This window comes from Kitasatospora sp. NPDC088134, assembly GCF_044741705.1.
In the GTDB taxonomy this organism is placed as follows: Bacteria; Actinomycetota; Actinomycetes; order Streptomycetales; family Streptomycetaceae; genus Kitasatospora.
Genome location: NZ_JBIUTD010000030.1, coordinates 14,559 through 30,615 on the forward strand (window position 1 = coordinate 14,559; position 16,057 = coordinate 30,615).

General features: G+C 72.3%; 19 protein-coding genes. All 19 read left to right on the forward strand.

All coding sequences use genetic code 11. The features are described from left to right. Window positions 1–71: 71 nt before the first annotated feature. The 19 genes from ACIOHG_RS32205 to ACIOHG_RS32295 all read left to right on the forward strand — a co-directional run bounded on the left by ACIOHG_RS32205 (window position 72) and on the right by ACIOHG_RS32295 (window position 16,015). Window positions 72–335 carry a hypothetical protein gene (locus tag ACIOHG_RS32205; protein WP_400955874.1) on the forward strand — a complete coding sequence of 88 codons (264 nt, stop codon included), beginning with the start codon at window positions 72–74 and terminating at the stop codon, window positions 333–335. Window positions 336–415: 80 nt separating this feature from the next. After that, window positions 416–1,042 (forward strand): hypothetical protein, encoded by a 627-nt coding sequence (locus ACIOHG_RS32210; RefSeq protein WP_400955875.1) that lies wholly within the window; start codon window positions 416–418, stop codon window positions 1,040–1,042. A 136-nt stretch (window positions 1,043–1,178) separates the two neighbouring features. Next, complete coding sequence (locus tag ACIOHG_RS32215) at window positions 1,179–1,805, forward strand: hypothetical protein (RefSeq protein ID WP_400955877.1); 627 nt, start codon at window positions 1,179–1,181, stop codon at window positions 1,803–1,805. Between the two features lie 141 nt (window positions 1,806–1,946). Next, window positions 1,947–2,468 (forward strand): hypothetical protein, encoded by a 522-nt coding sequence (locus ACIOHG_RS32220; RefSeq protein WP_400955878.1) that lies wholly within the window; start codon window positions 1,947–1,949, stop codon window positions 2,466–2,468. Between the two features lie 138 nt (window positions 2,469–2,606). Next, the gene (locus ACIOHG_RS32225) at window positions 2,607–3,137 is read left to right on the forward strand and encodes a hypothetical protein (RefSeq protein ID WP_400955880.1); all 531 of its coding nucleotides are present in this window, start codon (window positions 2,607–2,609) and stop codon (window positions 3,135–3,137) included. 74 nt (window positions 3,138–3,211) lie between these two features. Beyond that, window positions 3,212–3,619, forward strand: a complete 408-nt coding sequence (locus tag ACIOHG_RS32230) for a hypothetical protein (protein ID WP_400955881.1) — start codon at window positions 3,212–3,214, stop codon at window positions 3,617–3,619. Window positions 3,620–3,762: 143 nt separating this feature from the next. Next, a complete protein-coding gene (locus tag ACIOHG_RS32235; protein ID WP_400955882.1) occupies window positions 3,763–5,217 on the forward strand; it encodes a DUF3560 domain-containing protein in 1,455 nt (484 codons plus the stop codon). 281 nt (window positions 5,218–5,498) lie between these two features. Then, window positions 5,499–5,708: a hypothetical protein gene (locus ACIOHG_RS32240; RefSeq protein WP_400955883.1), complete on the forward strand. Its 210-nt coding sequence runs from the start codon at window positions 5,499–5,501 to the stop codon at window positions 5,706–5,708. A 131-nt stretch (window positions 5,709–5,839) separates the two neighbouring features. Next, window positions 5,840–7,633 (forward strand): ParB/RepB/Spo0J family partition protein, encoded by a 1,794-nt coding sequence (locus ACIOHG_RS32245; RefSeq protein WP_400955885.1) that lies wholly within the window; start codon window positions 5,840–5,842, stop codon window positions 7,631–7,633. A gap of 302 nt (window positions 7,634–7,935) precedes the next feature. Continuing rightward, a complete protein-coding gene (locus ACIOHG_RS32250) occupies window positions 7,936–8,547 on the forward strand; it encodes a hypothetical protein (protein WP_400955886.1) in 612 nt (203 codons plus the stop codon). A gap of 119 nt (window positions 8,548–8,666) precedes the next feature. Next, the gene (locus tag ACIOHG_RS32255; RefSeq protein WP_400955887.1) at window positions 8,667–9,503 is read left to right on the forward strand and encodes a hypothetical protein; all 837 of its coding nucleotides are present in this window, start codon (window positions 8,667–8,669) and stop codon (window positions 9,501–9,503) included. An 83-nt stretch (window positions 9,504–9,586) separates the two neighbouring features. Next, the gene (locus ACIOHG_RS32260) at window positions 9,587–10,159 is read left to right on the forward strand and encodes a hypothetical protein (protein ID WP_400955889.1); all 573 of its coding nucleotides are present in this window, start codon (window positions 9,587–9,589) and stop codon (window positions 10,157–10,159) included. 282 nt (window positions 10,160–10,441) lie between these two features. After that, window positions 10,442–10,963 carry a hypothetical protein gene (locus ACIOHG_RS32265; protein WP_400955890.1) on the forward strand — a complete coding sequence of 174 codons (522 nt, stop codon included), beginning with the start codon at window positions 10,442–10,444 and terminating at the stop codon, window positions 10,961–10,963. Window positions 10,964–11,130: 167 nt separating this feature from the next. Continuing rightward, entirely contained in the window at window positions 11,131–12,549 is a 1,419-nt protein-coding gene (locus tag ACIOHG_RS32270) for a hypothetical protein (protein WP_400955891.1), read from the forward strand. Between the two features lie 88 nt (window positions 12,550–12,637). Continuing rightward, window positions 12,638–12,928: a hypothetical protein gene (locus tag ACIOHG_RS32275; RefSeq protein WP_400955893.1), complete on the forward strand. Its 291-nt coding sequence runs from the start codon at window positions 12,638–12,640 to the stop codon at window positions 12,926–12,928. Between the two features lie 156 nt (window positions 12,929–13,084). Then, entirely contained in the window at window positions 13,085–14,236 is a 1,152-nt protein-coding gene (locus ACIOHG_RS32280) for a hypothetical protein (protein ID WP_400955894.1), read from the forward strand. Between the two features lie 159 nt (window positions 14,237–14,395). Beyond that, window positions 14,396–14,821, forward strand: a complete 426-nt coding sequence (locus ACIOHG_RS32285) for a hypothetical protein (protein ID WP_400955896.1) — start codon at window positions 14,396–14,398, stop codon at window positions 14,819–14,821. Window positions 14,822–14,900: 79 nt separating this feature from the next. Continuing rightward, complete coding sequence (locus ACIOHG_RS32290) at window positions 14,901–15,521, forward strand: hypothetical protein (protein WP_400955898.1); 621 nt, start codon at window positions 14,901–14,903, stop codon at window positions 15,519–15,521. Between the two features lie 77 nt (window positions 15,522–15,598). Next, on the forward strand, window positions 15,599–16,015 hold the full coding sequence (locus ACIOHG_RS32295; protein ID WP_400955899.1) for a hypothetical protein: 417 nt from the start codon (window positions 15,599–15,601) through the stop codon (window positions 16,013–16,015). The last annotated feature ends 42 nt before the right edge of the window (window positions 16,016–16,057 follow it).

The following is a 16,057-nucleotide window of genomic DNA, read 5'->3' on the forward strand; positions in this document are numbered from 1 at the left end:
CCGCTCAGGCCGTGCCGCCGGGGCCGGCGGTCGGGGGCTGCTGCTCCTGCGGCGCAGCGATCGAGCGGCCGTTGAACGGTCCGCGGCCGGCCGGCACGCACCCGGAGCGGGTTGCGGCCCGGGCTGCGGCGCTGGAGTGGGCGGCCGAGCGGTGCTCGCCGAGGATGGGGGAGAACTTCGCGGCGTGGTTCGTCGAGGCCGGCCTGGGCCCGGAGGTGGAGTTCGCCGAGGCGTTCGCGCAGTGGCGCACGGTCATGGGCCGTTGGTTCGACTACTACGAGGGCCAGGAGCGCGGAGAGAACCCGCCTCTCCCCCAAGCCCAAAACGCACTGTGATTGTGGTATGCTTCTTTCTGTCGGCAGGGGTTGGCGCCCCTCCCGGCCACTCGACCCGCCCCCCGACGAAGGACACCGCCGTGCCCCCGACGACCAAGGCCCGCCCCGGCCGCATCCAGTACCTGCAGAACCTGATCGACCACCCCCGCACCTCCCCCGAGGAGCGCGCCGCCGCCGAACGCGCCCTGACCCGCGTCCGCGCCGCCCAAGCCGCCGCCACAGAGGGCGACGGCGAACGCCGGCAGAGCGGCATGCGGTCGAACGGCCTGCCGATGTGGTACGGCGAGAAGTACGACCGCAAGCTGACGGTCACCCAGATCGCCGCGCTGATTCGCGAGGACATCAAGCTGGCCCGCAAGCTCGCCGCCAAGGTCGGCCCCGACGACGGCCCCGGCTCCGTCAAGCTGCCCAACCCGATCGGCGACACCCCCGCAGAGGTCAAGTTCTCCGTCCGATCCCGCCACGGAAGCGAGATCGACATCACGATCAAGAACGCCGACCCGGAGTGGGCATGGGCCACCGAACACCGCAACGGATACCCCATCAAGGTACCGACGGCAACGATGCGAGCCCTGGTGGTCGAGCTGAAGGCGCTGGGCAACGCCTACAACTTCGACGGCAGCGACATCAGCACGGACTACTTCCACAAGAACTACTACCTGACACTGCGGATCGAGTCGACCGACGGCTACTGGGGGAACGCCTAGGACACGCCGGGTGCCGCGAGCGTGGCGCGGCACCCACACCCCAAGTCGAACTCTATTTGTGGTATACTTCTTTCTGTCGGCAGGGGTTGGCGCCCCTCCCGGCCACTCGACCCGCCCCCCGACGAAGGACACCGCCGTGCCCCCGACGACCAAGGCCCGCCCCGGCCGCATCCAGTACCTGCAGAACCTGATCGACCACCCCCGCACCTCCCCCGAGGAGCGCGCCGCCGCCGAACGCGCCCTGACCCGCGTCCGCGCCGCCCAAGCCGCCGCAGGCGAACCCGAGGAGCAGCAGGGGGGCAGGTGGGCGCGCCTGCCGATCTCGTACGGGCCGAAGTACAACAGCCGGCTGTCGACGACCGAGATCGCCGCGCTGGTCCGCCAGGACATCAAGCTCATCCGCAAGCTCGCCGCCAAGGCCGGCCCCGACGACGGCCCCGGCTCCGTCAAGCTGCCCAACCCGATCGGCGACACCCCCGCAGAGGTCAAGTTCTCCGTCCGATCCGAGTACTTCTCAGGCGGCAGTGCGATCCGGATGACGGTGAAGAACGTCGACCCGGCGTGGGCGTGGACCGCGAAGGAGGTCCACGGGTACCCGCGGAGGGTCGCCACGGAGGCGATGGACGCCCTGGCGGCGCAGCTGAGGGCGCTCGCCGACGCCTACAACTTCGACGGCAGCGACATCAGCGCGGACTACTTCCACGTGAACTTCTACCTGTCGCTGGACGTCGAGGCAGCGGACGGCTCCCGCCTGTGCCTGTAGGCCGGCGCGGGGCGCGTCGGGTGCGCCGCCAATCGGGGGCGCACCCGACACACCCTCAAGCGGAGTGCAAATGTGGTATACTTCTTTCAAGCGGTAGGGGTTGGCGCCCCTGCCGGCCACCCGATCCCGCAAGGAGGCTCCATGTCGGCGCAACAGGCCGCCGCCCCCAGTCGACCGATGATCGACGCCCTGCTGGCGGCCCTCACCGCGCAGGGCCATGCCGTTCACGGCACGGCACCGACGGTGAAGGCGCTCGTCCGACGCAACCTGGCCGAACCGGTCGCGGGCGGCCGCCCCGGCTTCCGACTTACCGCAGAGGGGCGCCTCACGGCGTCGGAAGCCGCCCGGGCCCTGGAGGGGACAGCCGCCCACCAGGGCGTGCGCGAAGCGGCCACGGCAGAGGCGCGACGCCTGATGCGCCTGGGCGACGACGAGCGGAACCAGCCGGCCCGGCGGGTCCTGTCGTGGACGAGGACGGGCCAGGCCGCGGTGGACCACGGCGAGACCCCGCCCGGGCGGGTGCTGCGCTGGGCCGCGTCCGCGATCCTGGCCGGCGCGGAGTTCCAACGCCTCGATCCGGAGGGCCGGCGCGTGAAGTGCGTCCACCTGACCGGCGCGACGGCCGAGTTCGCAGCACCTGGCGGGGACGCCGGCCCCGCGTAGGCCGATCGGCTCGGCTCCGCCATCACGGCGGGGCCGAGCACACCCCCGAACGAACTTCAAATGTGGTATGATTCTTTCTGTCGGCAGGGGTTGGCGCCCCTCCCGGCCACTCGATTCCGACACCAGGAGTGTGACGCCATGACCGGTTCCACCCCCGCCTTCTTCGAGCCCGGACGCACCTACGCCCGAGCCGACGACCCCACGGCCGTCCCGCAGGTCTTCCGCTGCGACCAGGTCTCGTACCACCCCGTGACGGAGGAGCCGCACGCGCACGGGTTCATCGCGCAGGCCGACACCGACGGGGACTGGAGGCACACCTCGCTGACCGCGTTCGTCTGGAGGCGCGGCTGGGAGGACATCACGCCGGAGCAGAAGGACACGGCCATGCCGGAGCCGGAAGCCGCCCCGCAGCCGGAAGACGACGACTCGGCGTTCGCGGGGATCGTCGCCCAGCTCCAGGAGCACGAGGTTCCCATCTGGCCGGGCAAGCTGGTGATGTACCACGGCGAGCACGTGCAGTACCGGGCCCTGTACTTCGCCGAGGTCTGCGAGAGCGAGGGCGCGGAGCAGGACCGGGACGCCGTCCAGTACGTGCTGTGCGCGCAGGACGGCACCCCCGTGCTGTGCAACGTGCACCGGGAGGCGATCACCCCCGCCCGCATCGCCTGACCCACCGCCACCGAGCACGGGTCGGCGGCGACACGGCGCGGCCGACCCCGTCTCCCGACCCCCAGGAACCGACCATGGACAAGATCGAACTTCGCTTCCCCCTGCCCGCCGTGCTCGCCCTGGCCGAGCACGCGGCCGCCGCCACCGCCCACGAGGGCTACAGCAGCCTTCCGCCCGTTCCAGCTCTGATCTGGGCCCGGATGGACGGCACCTTCCTCATGTCCTCCGGCAGGCCCCGCGCCGAAGCGCCGGACGTCTACGCCGAGGGCTGGGGGCCGGGCACGGGCTCCCGGCTCGCCCTGACGCCGGTCGGCGGCAGCGACTTCGGGCAGACGATCCCGCTCGATCACCCCATCGAGCTGACGGACGGCCGGACGCTGTCCCTCCTGGACTGGCTGCGCGAGCACCACCGCGCCGGGGACCCGGACAGGCGGTTCGTCGTGACGGTCACCGCCGACCGGTTCGACTTCGACGTCAAGTAGGCCGCGGCCCGGCCGCCCCGCGCGGGCGGCCGGCACCCGCACACCCACATTCGCACTTCAAATGTGGTATAGTTCTTTCTGTCGGAAGGGGTTGGCGCCCCTCCCGTCCACTCGATCCACCACCCACGCCCAGGAGGGCAACTATGAGCACCGAAGCGACCGAGACCACCGACGACCGACAGCGGCTGACGATCCGGCACACCTGGGAGGACGGCACCGTTCTCGAAGGCTCCCGCAAGGGTGACGGCGCGTACGAGATCGTCCGCCCCTTCGGATTCTGGTGGATGCGATCGGCTCGGATGATCGCCGTACGCCGCTCCCGCGACAGCCGAGCCGACATGTACACGATCAACCGGGCCAAGGCCGCTCTGGAGGCCACCGGCAAGTTCACCGTCGAAGTCGAGATCGACAACACCCAGACCCGCAGCTTCGCCGACGCCGAACAGGAGCGTTACGAGCGCGCCGAACACCGGGCCGAGCGGCACGAGGAGCTCAGCAACAACGCGGCGGGCCGGTCGGAGGCCGCCTACCGCTCCGCCCGCGCCATCGGCGACGGCATCCCCCTCGGCCAGCCGGTCCTGGTCGGACACCACAGCGAGAAGCGCCACCGGCGCGACCTGGACCGCATCGACAACGGCATGCGGCGCAGCATCGACGAGCAGGGCAAGGCGGAATACCACGCGGACCGGGCGCAGTCGGCGGCCGCGTTCGAGGGCTTCCGGAAGGACCCGGCGCGGACACTGCGCCGGATCGAGAAGCTTGAGGCCGACCTACGCGGCACCGAGCGCGACCTCGCGGGCAAGGGCTCGTCCGGGTGGGAGCCGGACAAGTACCCGCACCACCGGGAGGAGTTGGAGGCGCGCAAGCGCGGCATCGAGGAGCAGTTGGAGTACTGGCGGGCGGTGGTGAAGGCCGCCGAGGAAAAGGGGTTCAAGGTCTGGGGCCCCAAGGACTTCACCCCGGGCGACTTCCTGAAGTCCCGGGGCGAGTGGTACGAGGTGCTGCGGGTCAACGCGAAGTCGGTGACCGGGCCTCACATCCACGAGAACGGGCCGGTGGTGACCAAGATCGGTGCCCGGTTCGACTGGACGTGGAACTTCCCCTACAACGAGATCAGCGGCCGCAAGAGCGGTGAGGAGATGGCGCGAGTCCTGGTCGAGGCACTGGGCCAGCAGATCACGAAGGCCGCGGAGTCGCTCGCGGGGATCGACCCGGAGCAGCAGGCCGAGGAGCACGGGCGGTGGACGACCCGCCGCGACGACCTGGCGCGGCAGCGGGCGCACTGGGCCGTGGTGATCGAGGAGGCCGAGGCCCGGCGCGGGCGACCGTGGGAGAAAGGCGACTTCTCCCGGGGCGACTTCGCGCGGCACAAGGGCCGGTGGTTCGAGGTGCTGCGGGCGAACGCCGCGAGCATCACCGTGCCGCACCTGGAGAACCCGGGGGCGGTGGTCTCGGCTGCGACGGCCGACGGCCGGACGGCCAAGGCCCCATTCGCGGAGATCACGGGCCGGATGACGGCCCAGGAGATGGCGGCCCACCTCGCCGGGCAGAGCGTGGAGGACGGCAGCGCGTTGCCTGCTGCAGTCCTCGCCCAGTAGCAGCCGGGCCGCGCCGTCGAGACCTTTTCAGGCTCCCGACGGCGCGGCCCGGTCCGGCGCCGCGGAGCCGGCGGAAGCGTCGGCGGCCGGCCGCGGCGCGGGGCGCGGCCGCGGGAACCGGTGCGCACAGCGAACCGTGCCCCGCCGGCTCGGAGCCTCCCCCTCGGCACAGCCGCCCCGATCGGACCGAAGGCCGGCCAAGGAGTTACGGCAGCTTCGTGAAGCCGCCCGGCCCGACCCGCCCCAACCAACCCCCGGCCCCACCGCCACGAGGAGTGGACATGTCGAATCGCCTCCTGCCCGATCCCCTGCCCCGGTGCCGCCGTCACGGCCGCATGCGGCTGCGCCCGCCCGGGACGCGGGAACAGGAGTTCTGCGGCGTCTGGTACCGGTGCGCGGCGCCGGAGTGCGCCGCGACCGTGCTGGTCGCCTCGGCCGGCCTGCGGGCGCAGCTGGCCGCCCAGTCCCAGGCCTGCGAGGCCGGCCGGTAGCCGCGATTGCCGGTCGTCACCCCGGGACCGAACCCCATGCGACTTGCAAATGTGGTATAGTTCTTTCTGTCGGAAGGGGTTGGCGCTCCTCCCGGCCACTCGATTCCCCCAGCCCGAAGGACAGCATCACCATGAGCGCGACCATGATCGAGAACCCGGACGTCGACCAGGAGCAGGAGCCCGACCAGAAGGCACAGACCACCGAGCCGCAGGCGCTGGCCGAGGCCGACGAGGGGCTGACTCACGCGATCGGCGACCTGGAGTGGCACTTCCCCGAGAAGCTGGTCCTCGACGAGTACAACCACCGCAAGAAGATCGACACCGAGCCCGACGCGACCCTCAAGGCGTCCGTCCGGGAGTCCGGTGTGCAGGAGCCGGTCGGCGCACGGCCCCAGGCCGACGGCAAGATCGGCATCTTCAAGGGCCAGCGCCGCTGGAAGGCGCAGCTCGCGGCGAACAGGGAGGCCAAGCGCAAGGGGCTGCCCCTGCGGAAGATCCCCGTGCTGGTGCGCCGCGACCTGGCCGGGGTCGACGACGAGACCCTGGTGCTCAGCATCATCGAGAACACCCAGCGCACCCAAGCGTCGCAGGTCGACGTGGCCGACGGCCTCACCCAGCTCGCCCTGCTGGAAATGCCCGCGAGCCAGCTGGCCCGGCACGGCCGCCGCCTCGGGTACCAGCCTGCCGAGATCAAGGCCGCACAGCAGGCCTCGCTGCTCGGCCCCGGCAAGCTGGACGAGTACGGCCAGTCCTACGGCTGGAGCTTCGTCGAACTCGCCGACCTGGCGGAGGTCAGCGAACTGGGCTGGGACGCCGAACGGGACCTCAAGGAGGCCCGCCGCAAGGACGGACTCGCCAACCGCGACAAGAAGGGCACCGCAACCTCCGGGCACTGGGAGCAGACCATGGCGCGTCTGCGGCTGGACCTGGCCGACCTGCACAAGCGCAAGGAACTGCGCGCGGAGTTGGACGCGGCCGGAATCCCGGTGGTCCGCTACTCCTACTGGGACAAGGCCAACAAGGTCCGGCCGCTGTCCCACCTGGTGACCCCGGCGGGCAAGAAGATGACGACGAAGGCGCACGCCGAGCTGTGCACGGACCACGCTGCCTACATCGACGACGACAAGATCCGCGCGGTCTACGTCTGCCGGGACTGGGCGGCCAACGGCCACTCCCTGAGCCCGGAGCAGGCGGCCCAGCTCCCGCCGGAGGAGGACAAGGAGGTCGCGCGGGCGGAGCGCAGGCGCGTCATCGAGGGCAACAAGGCGTGGCGGGCCGCCCGCGAGGCACGCCAGGGCTTCCTGATCAAGCTGATCAATCCCGGAAAGGGCGGCCCGAAGGAGATCTCCGACGCGGCGTGGTCGTGGATCATGCTGGCGATGGCGGGCAACACCTACTGGTTCCCCCGGTTCTACGGTTCGTCGAAGCACCTGGAGGGCATGGCCAAGCTGTTGAAGACCGAGGTGCCCAAGCAGACCGGCCGCCGCGACGAGGAGCCTTTCGCCCACGTCGTCAAGCGGCGGGGGCGTCCGGGCAGGGCGTTCATCCTGCTCGCCCAGGTCGCTGCCGCGTTCGAGCGTGAGCAGATGCACGACATGGTGTGGAAGTCGCCGACCGATGCGGCCGCTGGCTGGCTGGAGTTCCTGGCCGCCGAGGGCTACACCCTGGCGGCGTGCGAGCAGGCGGTGATCGGCGAGGTGAACGCCAAGCGCGAGGAGGCCGAGGCGAAGGCCAGGCAGAGCGCGGAGGAGGCTGAGCAGGAGCTGGATGCCGCCCTGCGCGACGCGGCGGCCGAGTCCGGGGTGGAGCTGCTGGTCGGCGAGGACCCGGAGGGCGGCAACGACCAGGCCGACCCGGCCGAGCACGAGCCGGAGGAGAATGCCGCCGAGGCCGACACGCCGGAGGATATGTCGCTGGCGGCCTGACCGGCGGATTCGGGCGCGGCCTCCCAGGGGTCGCGCCCAGCCGTCGCGGCCGGAAGTCGAACGAGCGGCAGACCGCCCACCCCCACAAGGAAGGTGGCCACCGTCGCCGAAGGCGTCGGGGGCGTTGGCGCGCTCAGTCTGCCGCTCTCTACTCGATCCACCTGAGGAACACGCACGGTGGCCTGCCCACGGATGGAGTCGCTACTGATTCTAGCGGCCTCCGGCCGGCCGATGGCAAACCGCCGGGCCCTCCCCGCCGGGGAGGGCCCGGACCCCGAACCCGTCGAGATCGGAGAACGACCATGCAAGACCTGACGAGCAAGCAGCAGGCGGCGCTGTGCCACGCTGTCCTGACCGAGGGCCACCAGATCCAGACGCAGGCCCGCGTGCGCAACGACCTGGTGCGCCTGGGCCTGGGGGAGCGGCTGCTGCCCGCCAATCCGCGCTCGATCGTGCGGTTGAGCGACCAGGGGCGGGCGGTCGCCGAGCATCTGGCCGCCGATCGGATCACCGCGAATCTCGAGGTCGGCGGTCCGGACCGGCCGGCGGACGAGGACCTCGGGATCTGCCCGGGCCAGGGAGAGCGGCTCAACGTGCGGGCGTGCGCCCTGGTCCTCACCGACGCGGGCTGCGCGCCCCTGGTGAACCCGGAGGCCGGCGGGGTGGGTTTCCGCCTGTCGGCCACGGACCTGCCCCGGACGGTGTCGGTGGACGTGCACCCCATCGCCTACCTCGGAAGCGTCCCGGCCGGCGGGTGGCCGGCGTTCCTCGACACCCCGGAGGCGGTGGAGGCGGAGGAGAAGCTCGCCGCGGCGGCCGACGCGGCCCTGCGGGCGCAGCGATGGCAGGTGTTCGTGGTGCGCGGCGGGGGGCGAGTGCGCTCGCTGCGGGTCCGGCCGTGGGGGAGTGGTTAGGGGCAAGAAGCCACCCCACCCCAACGCGCATCGCAAATGTGGTATATTTTTATATGTCGGAGGGGTTGGCGCCTCTCCGCCCGCTCGATCACACCCGCCCGAAACTGGAGTCCGATTCCATGACCTCGATCCACACCCGATCCGCCCTCACCGTGCGTCAGCAGGCGTTCATGATCCTCGCCCGTGAAGCGGCCAGCCTGCTCCCGGCCCGCGACGGCCGGTGGCGCACCGGCCCGCTGTCCGACGGCGGGGGCCTCCCGGACCGCATCGAACTGCGGGACAACAACCGCTGGGTGACGCTCTCCCTGGCCGAGGAGTCGGTGAGCATCCGGGGCGGCGGCTCGCCCAGCGCGCCGGTCACCGAGCTGCCCCACCGGTTCGCGGGCGCCCGCGACCTCGCGGCCGCCATCGCCCGCGACCACTTGCGGATGCTGCCGCTGGACCCGGAGTCGGACGACCACCGGGCACGGGCCGAACTCGCCGCGCTCGGCGCGGTGTCGAGCACGGTCGCGCGCCTCGCCGCAGCCCGAAGCGACTGGAGCGTTTCGGCCGAGCGGGTCGACCGGTTCCAGTACATCCGGTGGGAGCGGGGCGCAGGGAGCGCGTGCGTGCGGATCGACGACGCGCACCAGGTACAGCTGTACGTGGAAGGCGTCCGGTACCCGAAGCTGGTCGATGCCCTGGCCCTCGCGCTACCGCCCGCCGACCCCACTCCGGTCCTCCTGGCCCGGCCCGGGGCGTCGACGGTGCTGGTGTCCGCCTTCCCAGCCCTGTGGCACGACCCCGCCCAGTCCTCCACCGGTCCCGACGACGTGCTCCTCGGCCCCGGCTCGGGCTCGGTGACCGTCGCGGTGCAGATCCCCCCGAAGGCGAAGCCGACGCGCAGCCACCGGGCGATCCTCACCCTGGAGTGCGACCTGGACCTGGCCCTGATGGTGATGGACGTCCTGGCCTGATGCCGGAGCGCCGCCGCGCCAGGCGTGCGGCGGCGCTCCGGCCGGCCGCGACCGCCACCCCGACGACGAGCAAGGAATCAACGATGCCCCTTCCCACGACCGACCCCGTAGAGACCCACTCGGCGCTCGCCGCCTGGCGCGCCGTCACGCTGGCCCAGCGCGAGCTGGCTCGGGATATCGCCCGCCTGATCGCGGACACCCTGGCCGCGATGTTCCCGGGAGCCGCGTACCTGACCATGACGATCGACGACGACGCCGATCCGGACTGCGAGCTGTTCCCGGACACCGTCCGGGACGGCTCCGGCACGGTGCTGCTCGCCTTCGACGACGACACCGACCTCCCCGAACTGGGGCCCGAGCACGAAGAGCTGGACCGCCGGTGGGGGAGTTTCAACTACCGGTCCCCTTTGAGCCTCCGCGGGGTGCTGCGCAACCTGTTCCACGCGGGGGCGGTCTTCGACCGGCTCCCCCTGGACCTGGATCTGGACGACTACTACGGGGACGACGAGGAGGTGGTGTGCATGCTCCTGTCCCCGGAGGGCCGACCGTACGAGTGGGAGCTCCCGAGCCCGGACAACTGGGACGTGGGCTCCCGGGGGCTGCGCCCCTACTGCGCCGCACCCCAGAGCACGGGAAGGCCGGCGGCAGGGAACTGAGCGGCGGCGGACCGGGAGGCGGGACGACACCACCACATTCACGCACTCTTATTGTGGTATGCTTTTTTCGGTGACGGAGGTTGGCGCCCCGCCACCCACTCGACCGCCCGCCGGGGCGAGTGCGGGCCGCAACCCGCCCCGCCCCGGCCGGACCCCGCAAAGGACACGACCGTGCGAGCCTTCACCTGCGACACCACCGTCCACACCGGCCGCCGTTGCACAAGCCCGGCGACCAGGCTTGTCACCTGCACATTCCGGGACCGCCGGCCCCGGAGGATCTTCATGTGCGCCAGCCACTGCACGATCCATCGACGAAACGCCGTCGACCCGCTGTTCGCCACCTTCGGCTGCACCGGGACCAGCGAGGCCCTGATCTCCCAGCACCTCCCGTTCGTCGGAGCCTTCTGCACGGGCGCCCTGGAACAGGCCGCCGGGCCGGCCATCCGGACGGAGACCGGGAAGGAGGCCGTACGGCTGTCGCCGCAGGACCTGCCGCCCGACCAGGCGGACCACCTCCTGGCCGCCGTGATGAACTTCGTCAACGGGTGCCCCGCACTGGCGGACCCGGGCATCGACGCGCAGGCCGCGGGCAGGGCATGGTGGGTCGCCCACCACGCCCCCGGGGACCTGGCCGGCCTGGACCCGGCCACGCGCGAGGCCCTTCCGGACGAACTGCTGTGCCACATCGCCGAGTTCGCCCACTACCACTCGGGCCTGTTCGTGCGGGTGGAGCGACTGGGCACCCAGGGCGCCCGGGGGGTCTACCTCCCCGGCGCCCCGGAGCGTGCGGCACTTCGAGTCTGAAGCCGGTCCGCAGCACCGCGTGCGCCGACCGCCGGCGGCCGCGGGGCTGCGCACCTCCGGGGAGCAGCCCAGCCACAAATGGACTTGTATTGTGGTATGCTTATTCTTGTCGAAGTGGGTTGGCACCCCCTCTCGGCCACTCGATCGCCCTACCCCTGGAGAGTTCCGTGCCCGCCGCCGCGCCCGCCCTCCCGGCCCGCGTCCTGTCTCCACCGTCGACCGAGGACGAGGTCCTGCTGAGCCTCGGACTGGGGGCCGACTCGGCGTACGCCCTGTGGCGCCTGCTCACCGAGCCGGCCTGCCACGGCATCCGGGAGGACTTCTCGAACTTGACCGTGGTGACGTCCATGACCGGGGACGAGTGGTCCGACACGATCGACCTGTCGGAGCGCCACCTGCTGCCCCTGATGGCGCAGAAGGGAGTGCGGTACGTCCAGGTCGCCCGCGGAGGGCGGCGGGACGCGGACGGCTACGCGGTCCTCTCCGACACCCGGCACCCCGTGCACATCGAGGCGTCGGGCCCCTGGGCTCTGTCGGACGAGCTGCGCGCCTCGGGCACGCTGCCGATGTACAGCGGGGGACAGCACGTCTGCTCGATCAAGTACAAGGGCTGGGTGATCGACAGGTGGGCCAAGGACCACATGCCGACCGGCTACCGGCACATCATCGGCTACGACGCCGACGAGTTGAAGCGCGCCCGCAAGGACTGCGGGTTCACGACCAACGGCCGCCGCCCCTGGTACCCGCTCATCGCCTGGCGGATGTCGCGCCCGGCGCTCCTGGCCGAGTTGAAGCGGGCGTTCGGGGTCGACTGGCCCAAGTCGTATTGCGTGGAATGTCCGTTTCCTTCCGTTGCCGCCTCGCGGGATGCGCACCTTGCCCGGGCCCGCCGGCTGCCCGCGGAGGCGGCGATGGCGGTGTGCCTGGAGTACGTCGCCCACGCGCTCAATCCGCTGACGACGCTGTACTCCGGCGGGACGTCCCTGGCCGATCTGCTCGCCCTGGACGGGAACGAGGCCGCGCTGGCCGCCGCGGAGGAGCAGCTGTCTTCGATGCTGTGGACGGTGCTGCGGGTGCGGCGCGTTCTGCCGGCCGGCCGCTCGAAGTGGTGCGTGGACCACCACGGGCCGCGCTGCGAGCAGTGCGCGGGGGCGCCGGACTCGGTTCGCTGCCCCGACTGCCGGAAGCTGCCGAATCAGGCGTGCCCGCCCGAGGAGGCGACGGACGGCTGTCCCGACCCGGAGCGCAAGGGGAGGGTGTGGCGGTCGGTCGAGCACATCGGCCTGCCGCGGGCCCGGGCGGCGGCGACGGGGATGCTGCGCCGGGTCGCGGCCCGGCAGGGGCTGCCGGTCGACGAGGGCGCAGGCGTGGAGCGGGTCTGGATCACGCGCCGCGAGGAGTCCTACCCGACCACGGAGGAGTTCTTCGTGGCCGTGCCGAACGTGGTCGAGGCGAAGGAGCAGCCGGGCTTCAGCCCGCGGTGGGCCGTCCAGACCGCCCGCCGCAGGCAGGAGGCCGCCGCGGCGGCGCGATCAGCAGCGGACGACCCCGCCACGGCCGCCTCCCGGGTGCTGGTCTCCGCCTGACGTTCGCGCCCGTCCGGCCGGGCACCGCCCCAGCGCCCGGCCCGTAGACCCGGTCGGCATCCGCCCGGCCGTTCACGAGGAGAAGACGATGAAATACCCCATTTCCATCCACGCGCCCGGCTGCGGCTGCGACGGCTGCCACCGGCCGGACGAGTCGGTGCCGCTCGACCTGGCGGACGAGGCGGCGATCGCCCGCCTTCTCGCCGGAGCGGCGGCCAACGACAGCGGCCAGGAGCTGATGGTGGCCGCCAGGACCGCGATCGCTCCCGGCGGGACTCCGACCGGCACCGTCGACACCGTGGTAGTCCGGTGGGGCGGGCGGACCTGGGACGTCAGCCAGCACCCGCTGGCCGCGGTGTCCTTCGGCCCTCCGTTCTGACTGGGCGCCGGGGGCGCCGTGCGCGGCGCCCCCGGCCCCGGCCGGCCCGAGGGACTTCCGAAAGAGCACCCACGGCGACATTTAGATGTGGTATGCTTTTTTATGTCAGGCGGGGTTGGCGCCCCGCCGGCCACTCGACACCATCCAGGAGTTCCGTTGACGCTCGACGCCATCGCCCTCGATGCGGCCCCGGCCGTGGCAGCCGCCCTGGCCGCCGTCCCCGCGCACATCGGCACGGGCAAGATCACCTTCCAGTACCGGAACGACGGCCTGAAGGTCTCCTACCGCAGCACGCTCCCCGCGCAGCAGCGCGAGGCGCTCGCCGCGGTCTTCGCCGAGAAGTTCGCCGCCGCCGGATGGCACTTCCGGCACTACTGCATCCCGGCGTCCGGCACCGCCGCCGTCTCCACCGTGCTCACCCATCCAACCGCCGCCTCCGGCGAGTTCGACACCCGCGCGGTGCGGCAGGAGGTGCGGGGGGTCGCTGCGGCGGCGGCGGAGCTGGCGGCGCGGTTCGGCGGGCCGGAGGCCGCCGGCCGGGCGGGGGGCTCGCTGCGGTGCGGCCAGGTCGCGGCCGTGGCGGCGATGCTGTCGGCGCTGGGCCGCGAGGAAGCCTCCGCCCTGCGGGCTGCCCAAAGCGGGGCGGGCGTGGAGCACGAGGAGGGCTGCGCCTACGGGCCGCGCCTCGGAGCGGATCCGGCGACGCTGCGGAGCCGGCTGGCGGCGGGCCAGGAGGAACTGGACCGCCGTCGGCGCGGGGCGCAGCAGCAGGACTACCACCTGCGCGAGCTCAGGGACAGCATCGCGCGGGCCGACCTGCAGGAGGCGCTGGCCCAGGGCGGGGCGGCAGGGGTGCTGCGCTGGTGGTCGTCGACGCTGGGCAGGACCCGGGGCATGGACCACGACCAGGCCGTCAGGCAGTGGCTGCGCGAGCTGCACCCCGCTCTGGACTGGCAGAACACCGGCCGCAACGGGCGGCGGGAGCCGTTCGACTTCCCGGTCTATCTCTGGACCGAGGCGGGAGGCGCGAAGGCGGCGGCCGAGGCCCTGGACGACCTGGCCTCGGCCGTCCGGGACGCACGGGACGAACCGCACTTCCCCCGGGTGGAGGTCCGGGTGATGCCGCCTCGGCCCGATCGGCCCCTGCTGACGGCCAGGTTCGCGGCGCCTCACGTCGCCACGCTGTCCATCACCGGGGACGGCTGGCAGTTGGACAGCGGCGGCCGGTCCGAGGAGACCACGGGGAGCTGCCTCCCTCTTCTGGCCCTCGCCTTCGCAATCGGCGGCGGGAGCCGCCGCGCCCGCTGACCTGCGGCGGACCCCGCATCCTGGGGCCCGCCGCAGGTCAGCGACGACACAGCGGCGGGCGGGCACCCCACCTCATCGACGGACTTTAAATGTGGTATGCTTTTATCCATGGGAGGGGTTGGCGCCGCTCCCACCACTCGATCACGCCAGGAGGCATCCATGCCGCACACCTCGCCCTCGGGCCGCCGACCGGAGCCTGCGACGCCGAAGACCCTCGTACCGCCCGGCGACGAGCCGGGAGGCACGGCTCCCGACCCCCGCGACCGCATCCCCGCGCCTGGCCCCGCCCTGGAGCGCGCCCGGTTCGGGGACTACGAGGCCACCACGCACGGCAGCTTCATCCCCGAGCACCCGGAGTGGGCGCGCTACCGCATCGTCCACCGGCCCACCGGTTCGGTGGTCATGGACTACGCCACCGACCCCACCCACCTCCCCGCGCTGCTGGTGGCCACCGTGGCGAGCCTGGCCGAGGAGGACCCGGCCAGCTCGGACCTCTACTCGGGCACGGACCCGGGCCTGGAGAACGTGCGGCGCAACGCGCAGGCCTTGTACGAATCGGCCCGCAGCGCCCTCCGGCTGGCCTGACGCCCCCGGGTGCGCCCGCCGCCGTGCTGGCGGCGGGCGCTCCCCGTCCCGCGCATGCGACGAGGAAGGACACGCGAAGATGAGCACCATCGCCCTGGGCCGGCTGGAGGAGCTGGCGGCCGCACTCGGCGCCCCCTGGCAGATCGCTGCCGACCCGTTCGACGGGCACGCCGACTACCGGCGGTTCGTCGCCGGCCCGCAGGGACGCGGCTTCTGGCTGAGCATCAGCCAGAAGCCGGGGTCGCACGGGCGGGTGCGGGCGCACGGCAGGTATCCGGAGGTCCCCGGGTACTTCGAGGACCGCGACCGCCCGCGGCCCGGGATGGATCTGGGCCGGCCTCTGTGGATGCTGGTCCGCGACCTTCGGCGCCGCTTCCTGGATCCGTACGAAGCGGCTTTCGAACGGGCCGTGGAGGCACTCCACGGCCGGGCTGTCGCGGGCGGGGCCCGGGAGGAGCTCGCGCGGACCCTGCTGCGGCGCTTCCCGCACCCACAGGGGCACTTCGCGGACCTGCCCCGCGAGGGGCTGACGGTCCATCTCCCGCTGTCCGCGGCGGGCGAGGTCCATGCGAAGGTCGAGACCCGGGACGACATGGCGAAGGTGTCGCTCACCCTGACCGGCCTGACGGTCGATCAGATGCTGCGTGCGCTGGACGTCTTGACCGGGGCAGGGACACCCGCACCACCGAACGAACCGTAAATGTGGTATTGTTCTTTCTGTCGGGAGGGGTTGGCGCCTCTCCGGCCACTCGATCCGCACCTGCGAAAGGAACGCCCATGTCCGCCACAGCCCGCAGCGCCTTCGTCCCCGTCGCGATCACCACCGACAACGGCACGTCCACCCTGGACGTGGAGATCGGCACCGTGATGCCCCGGCAGCAGTCCGGCCTCCTCACCGCGATGCGCCACGGGCTGTTCGCGCAGGTCAAGGTCGCGACGCCGACGAGGGCGGTGCCCCACGGCGTGACCACGCACTGCGTCTCCCGCCTGGAGGGGGAACAGCGGTGGATCATCGACGCCACCTTCCTGCCCAGCGGCCGCCCGCTCCACGTCAACGGGTTCGGAGCCAGGTTCCTCAACGTGCGGGTGCTCGCCGCCGAGGTCGGGGCCCTGCTCGACCAGGAGGCGGGGCGACTCGGGCTGGTGCAGTCCGCCGACGCGGACACGCCGCTGGTCCTGCCCCCGCGCGGCTGACCACGACACCGCCCGCTGGAGCACACCCGAATCCCCGGGATG

What these genes read in the sequence shown, in the direction of transcription:
- ACIOHG_RS32260 (WP_400955889.1), top strand. Translation starts at nt 9,587, where the DNA reads ATGCCCCTTCCCACGACCGACCCCGTAGAGACCCACTCGGCGCTCGCC.
- ACIOHG_RS32290 (WP_400955898.1), top strand. Translation starts at nt 14,901, where the DNA reads ATGAGCACCATCGCCCTGGGCCGGCTGGAGGAGCTGGCGGCCGCACTC.
- ACIOHG_RS32255 (WP_400955887.1), top strand. Translation starts at nt 8,667, where the DNA reads ATGACCTCGATCCACACCCGATCCGCCCTCACCGTGCGTCAGCAGGCG.
- ACIOHG_RS32235 (WP_400955882.1), top strand. Translation starts at nt 3,763, where the DNA reads ATGAGCACCGAAGCGACCGAGACCACCGACGACCGACAGCGGCTGACG.
- ACIOHG_RS32240 (WP_400955883.1), top strand. Translation starts at nt 5,499, where the DNA reads ATGTCGAATCGCCTCCTGCCCGATCCCCTGCCCCGGTGCCGCCGTCAC.
- ACIOHG_RS32245 (WP_400955885.1), top strand. Translation starts at nt 5,840, where the DNA reads ATGAGCGCGACCATGATCGAGAACCCGGACGTCGACCAGGAGCAGGAG.
- ACIOHG_RS32285 (WP_400955896.1), top strand. Translation starts at nt 14,396, where the DNA reads ATGCCGCACACCTCGCCCTCGGGCCGCCGACCGGAGCCTGCGACGCCG.
- ACIOHG_RS32265 (WP_400955890.1), top strand. Translation starts at nt 10,442, where the DNA reads ATGTGCGCCAGCCACTGCACGATCCATCGACGAAACGCCGTCGACCCG.
- ACIOHG_RS32225 (WP_400955880.1), top strand. Translation starts at nt 2,607, where the DNA reads ATGACCGGTTCCACCCCCGCCTTCTTCGAGCCCGGACGCACCTACGCC.
- ACIOHG_RS32230 (WP_400955881.1), top strand. Translation starts at nt 3,212, where the DNA reads ATGGACAAGATCGAACTTCGCTTCCCCCTGCCCGCCGTGCTCGCCCTG.
- ACIOHG_RS32250 (WP_400955886.1), top strand. Translation starts at nt 7,936, where the DNA reads ATGCAAGACCTGACGAGCAAGCAGCAGGCGGCGCTGTGCCACGCTGTC.
- ACIOHG_RS32220 (WP_400955878.1), top strand. Translation starts at nt 1,947, where the DNA reads ATGTCGGCGCAACAGGCCGCCGCCCCCAGTCGACCGATGATCGACGCC.
- ACIOHG_RS32275 (WP_400955893.1), top strand. Translation starts at nt 12,638, where the DNA reads ATGAAATACCCCATTTCCATCCACGCGCCCGGCTGCGGCTGCGACGGC.
- ACIOHG_RS32295 (WP_400955899.1), top strand. Translation starts at nt 15,599, where the DNA reads ATGTCCGCCACAGCCCGCAGCGCCTTCGTCCCCGTCGCGATCACCACC.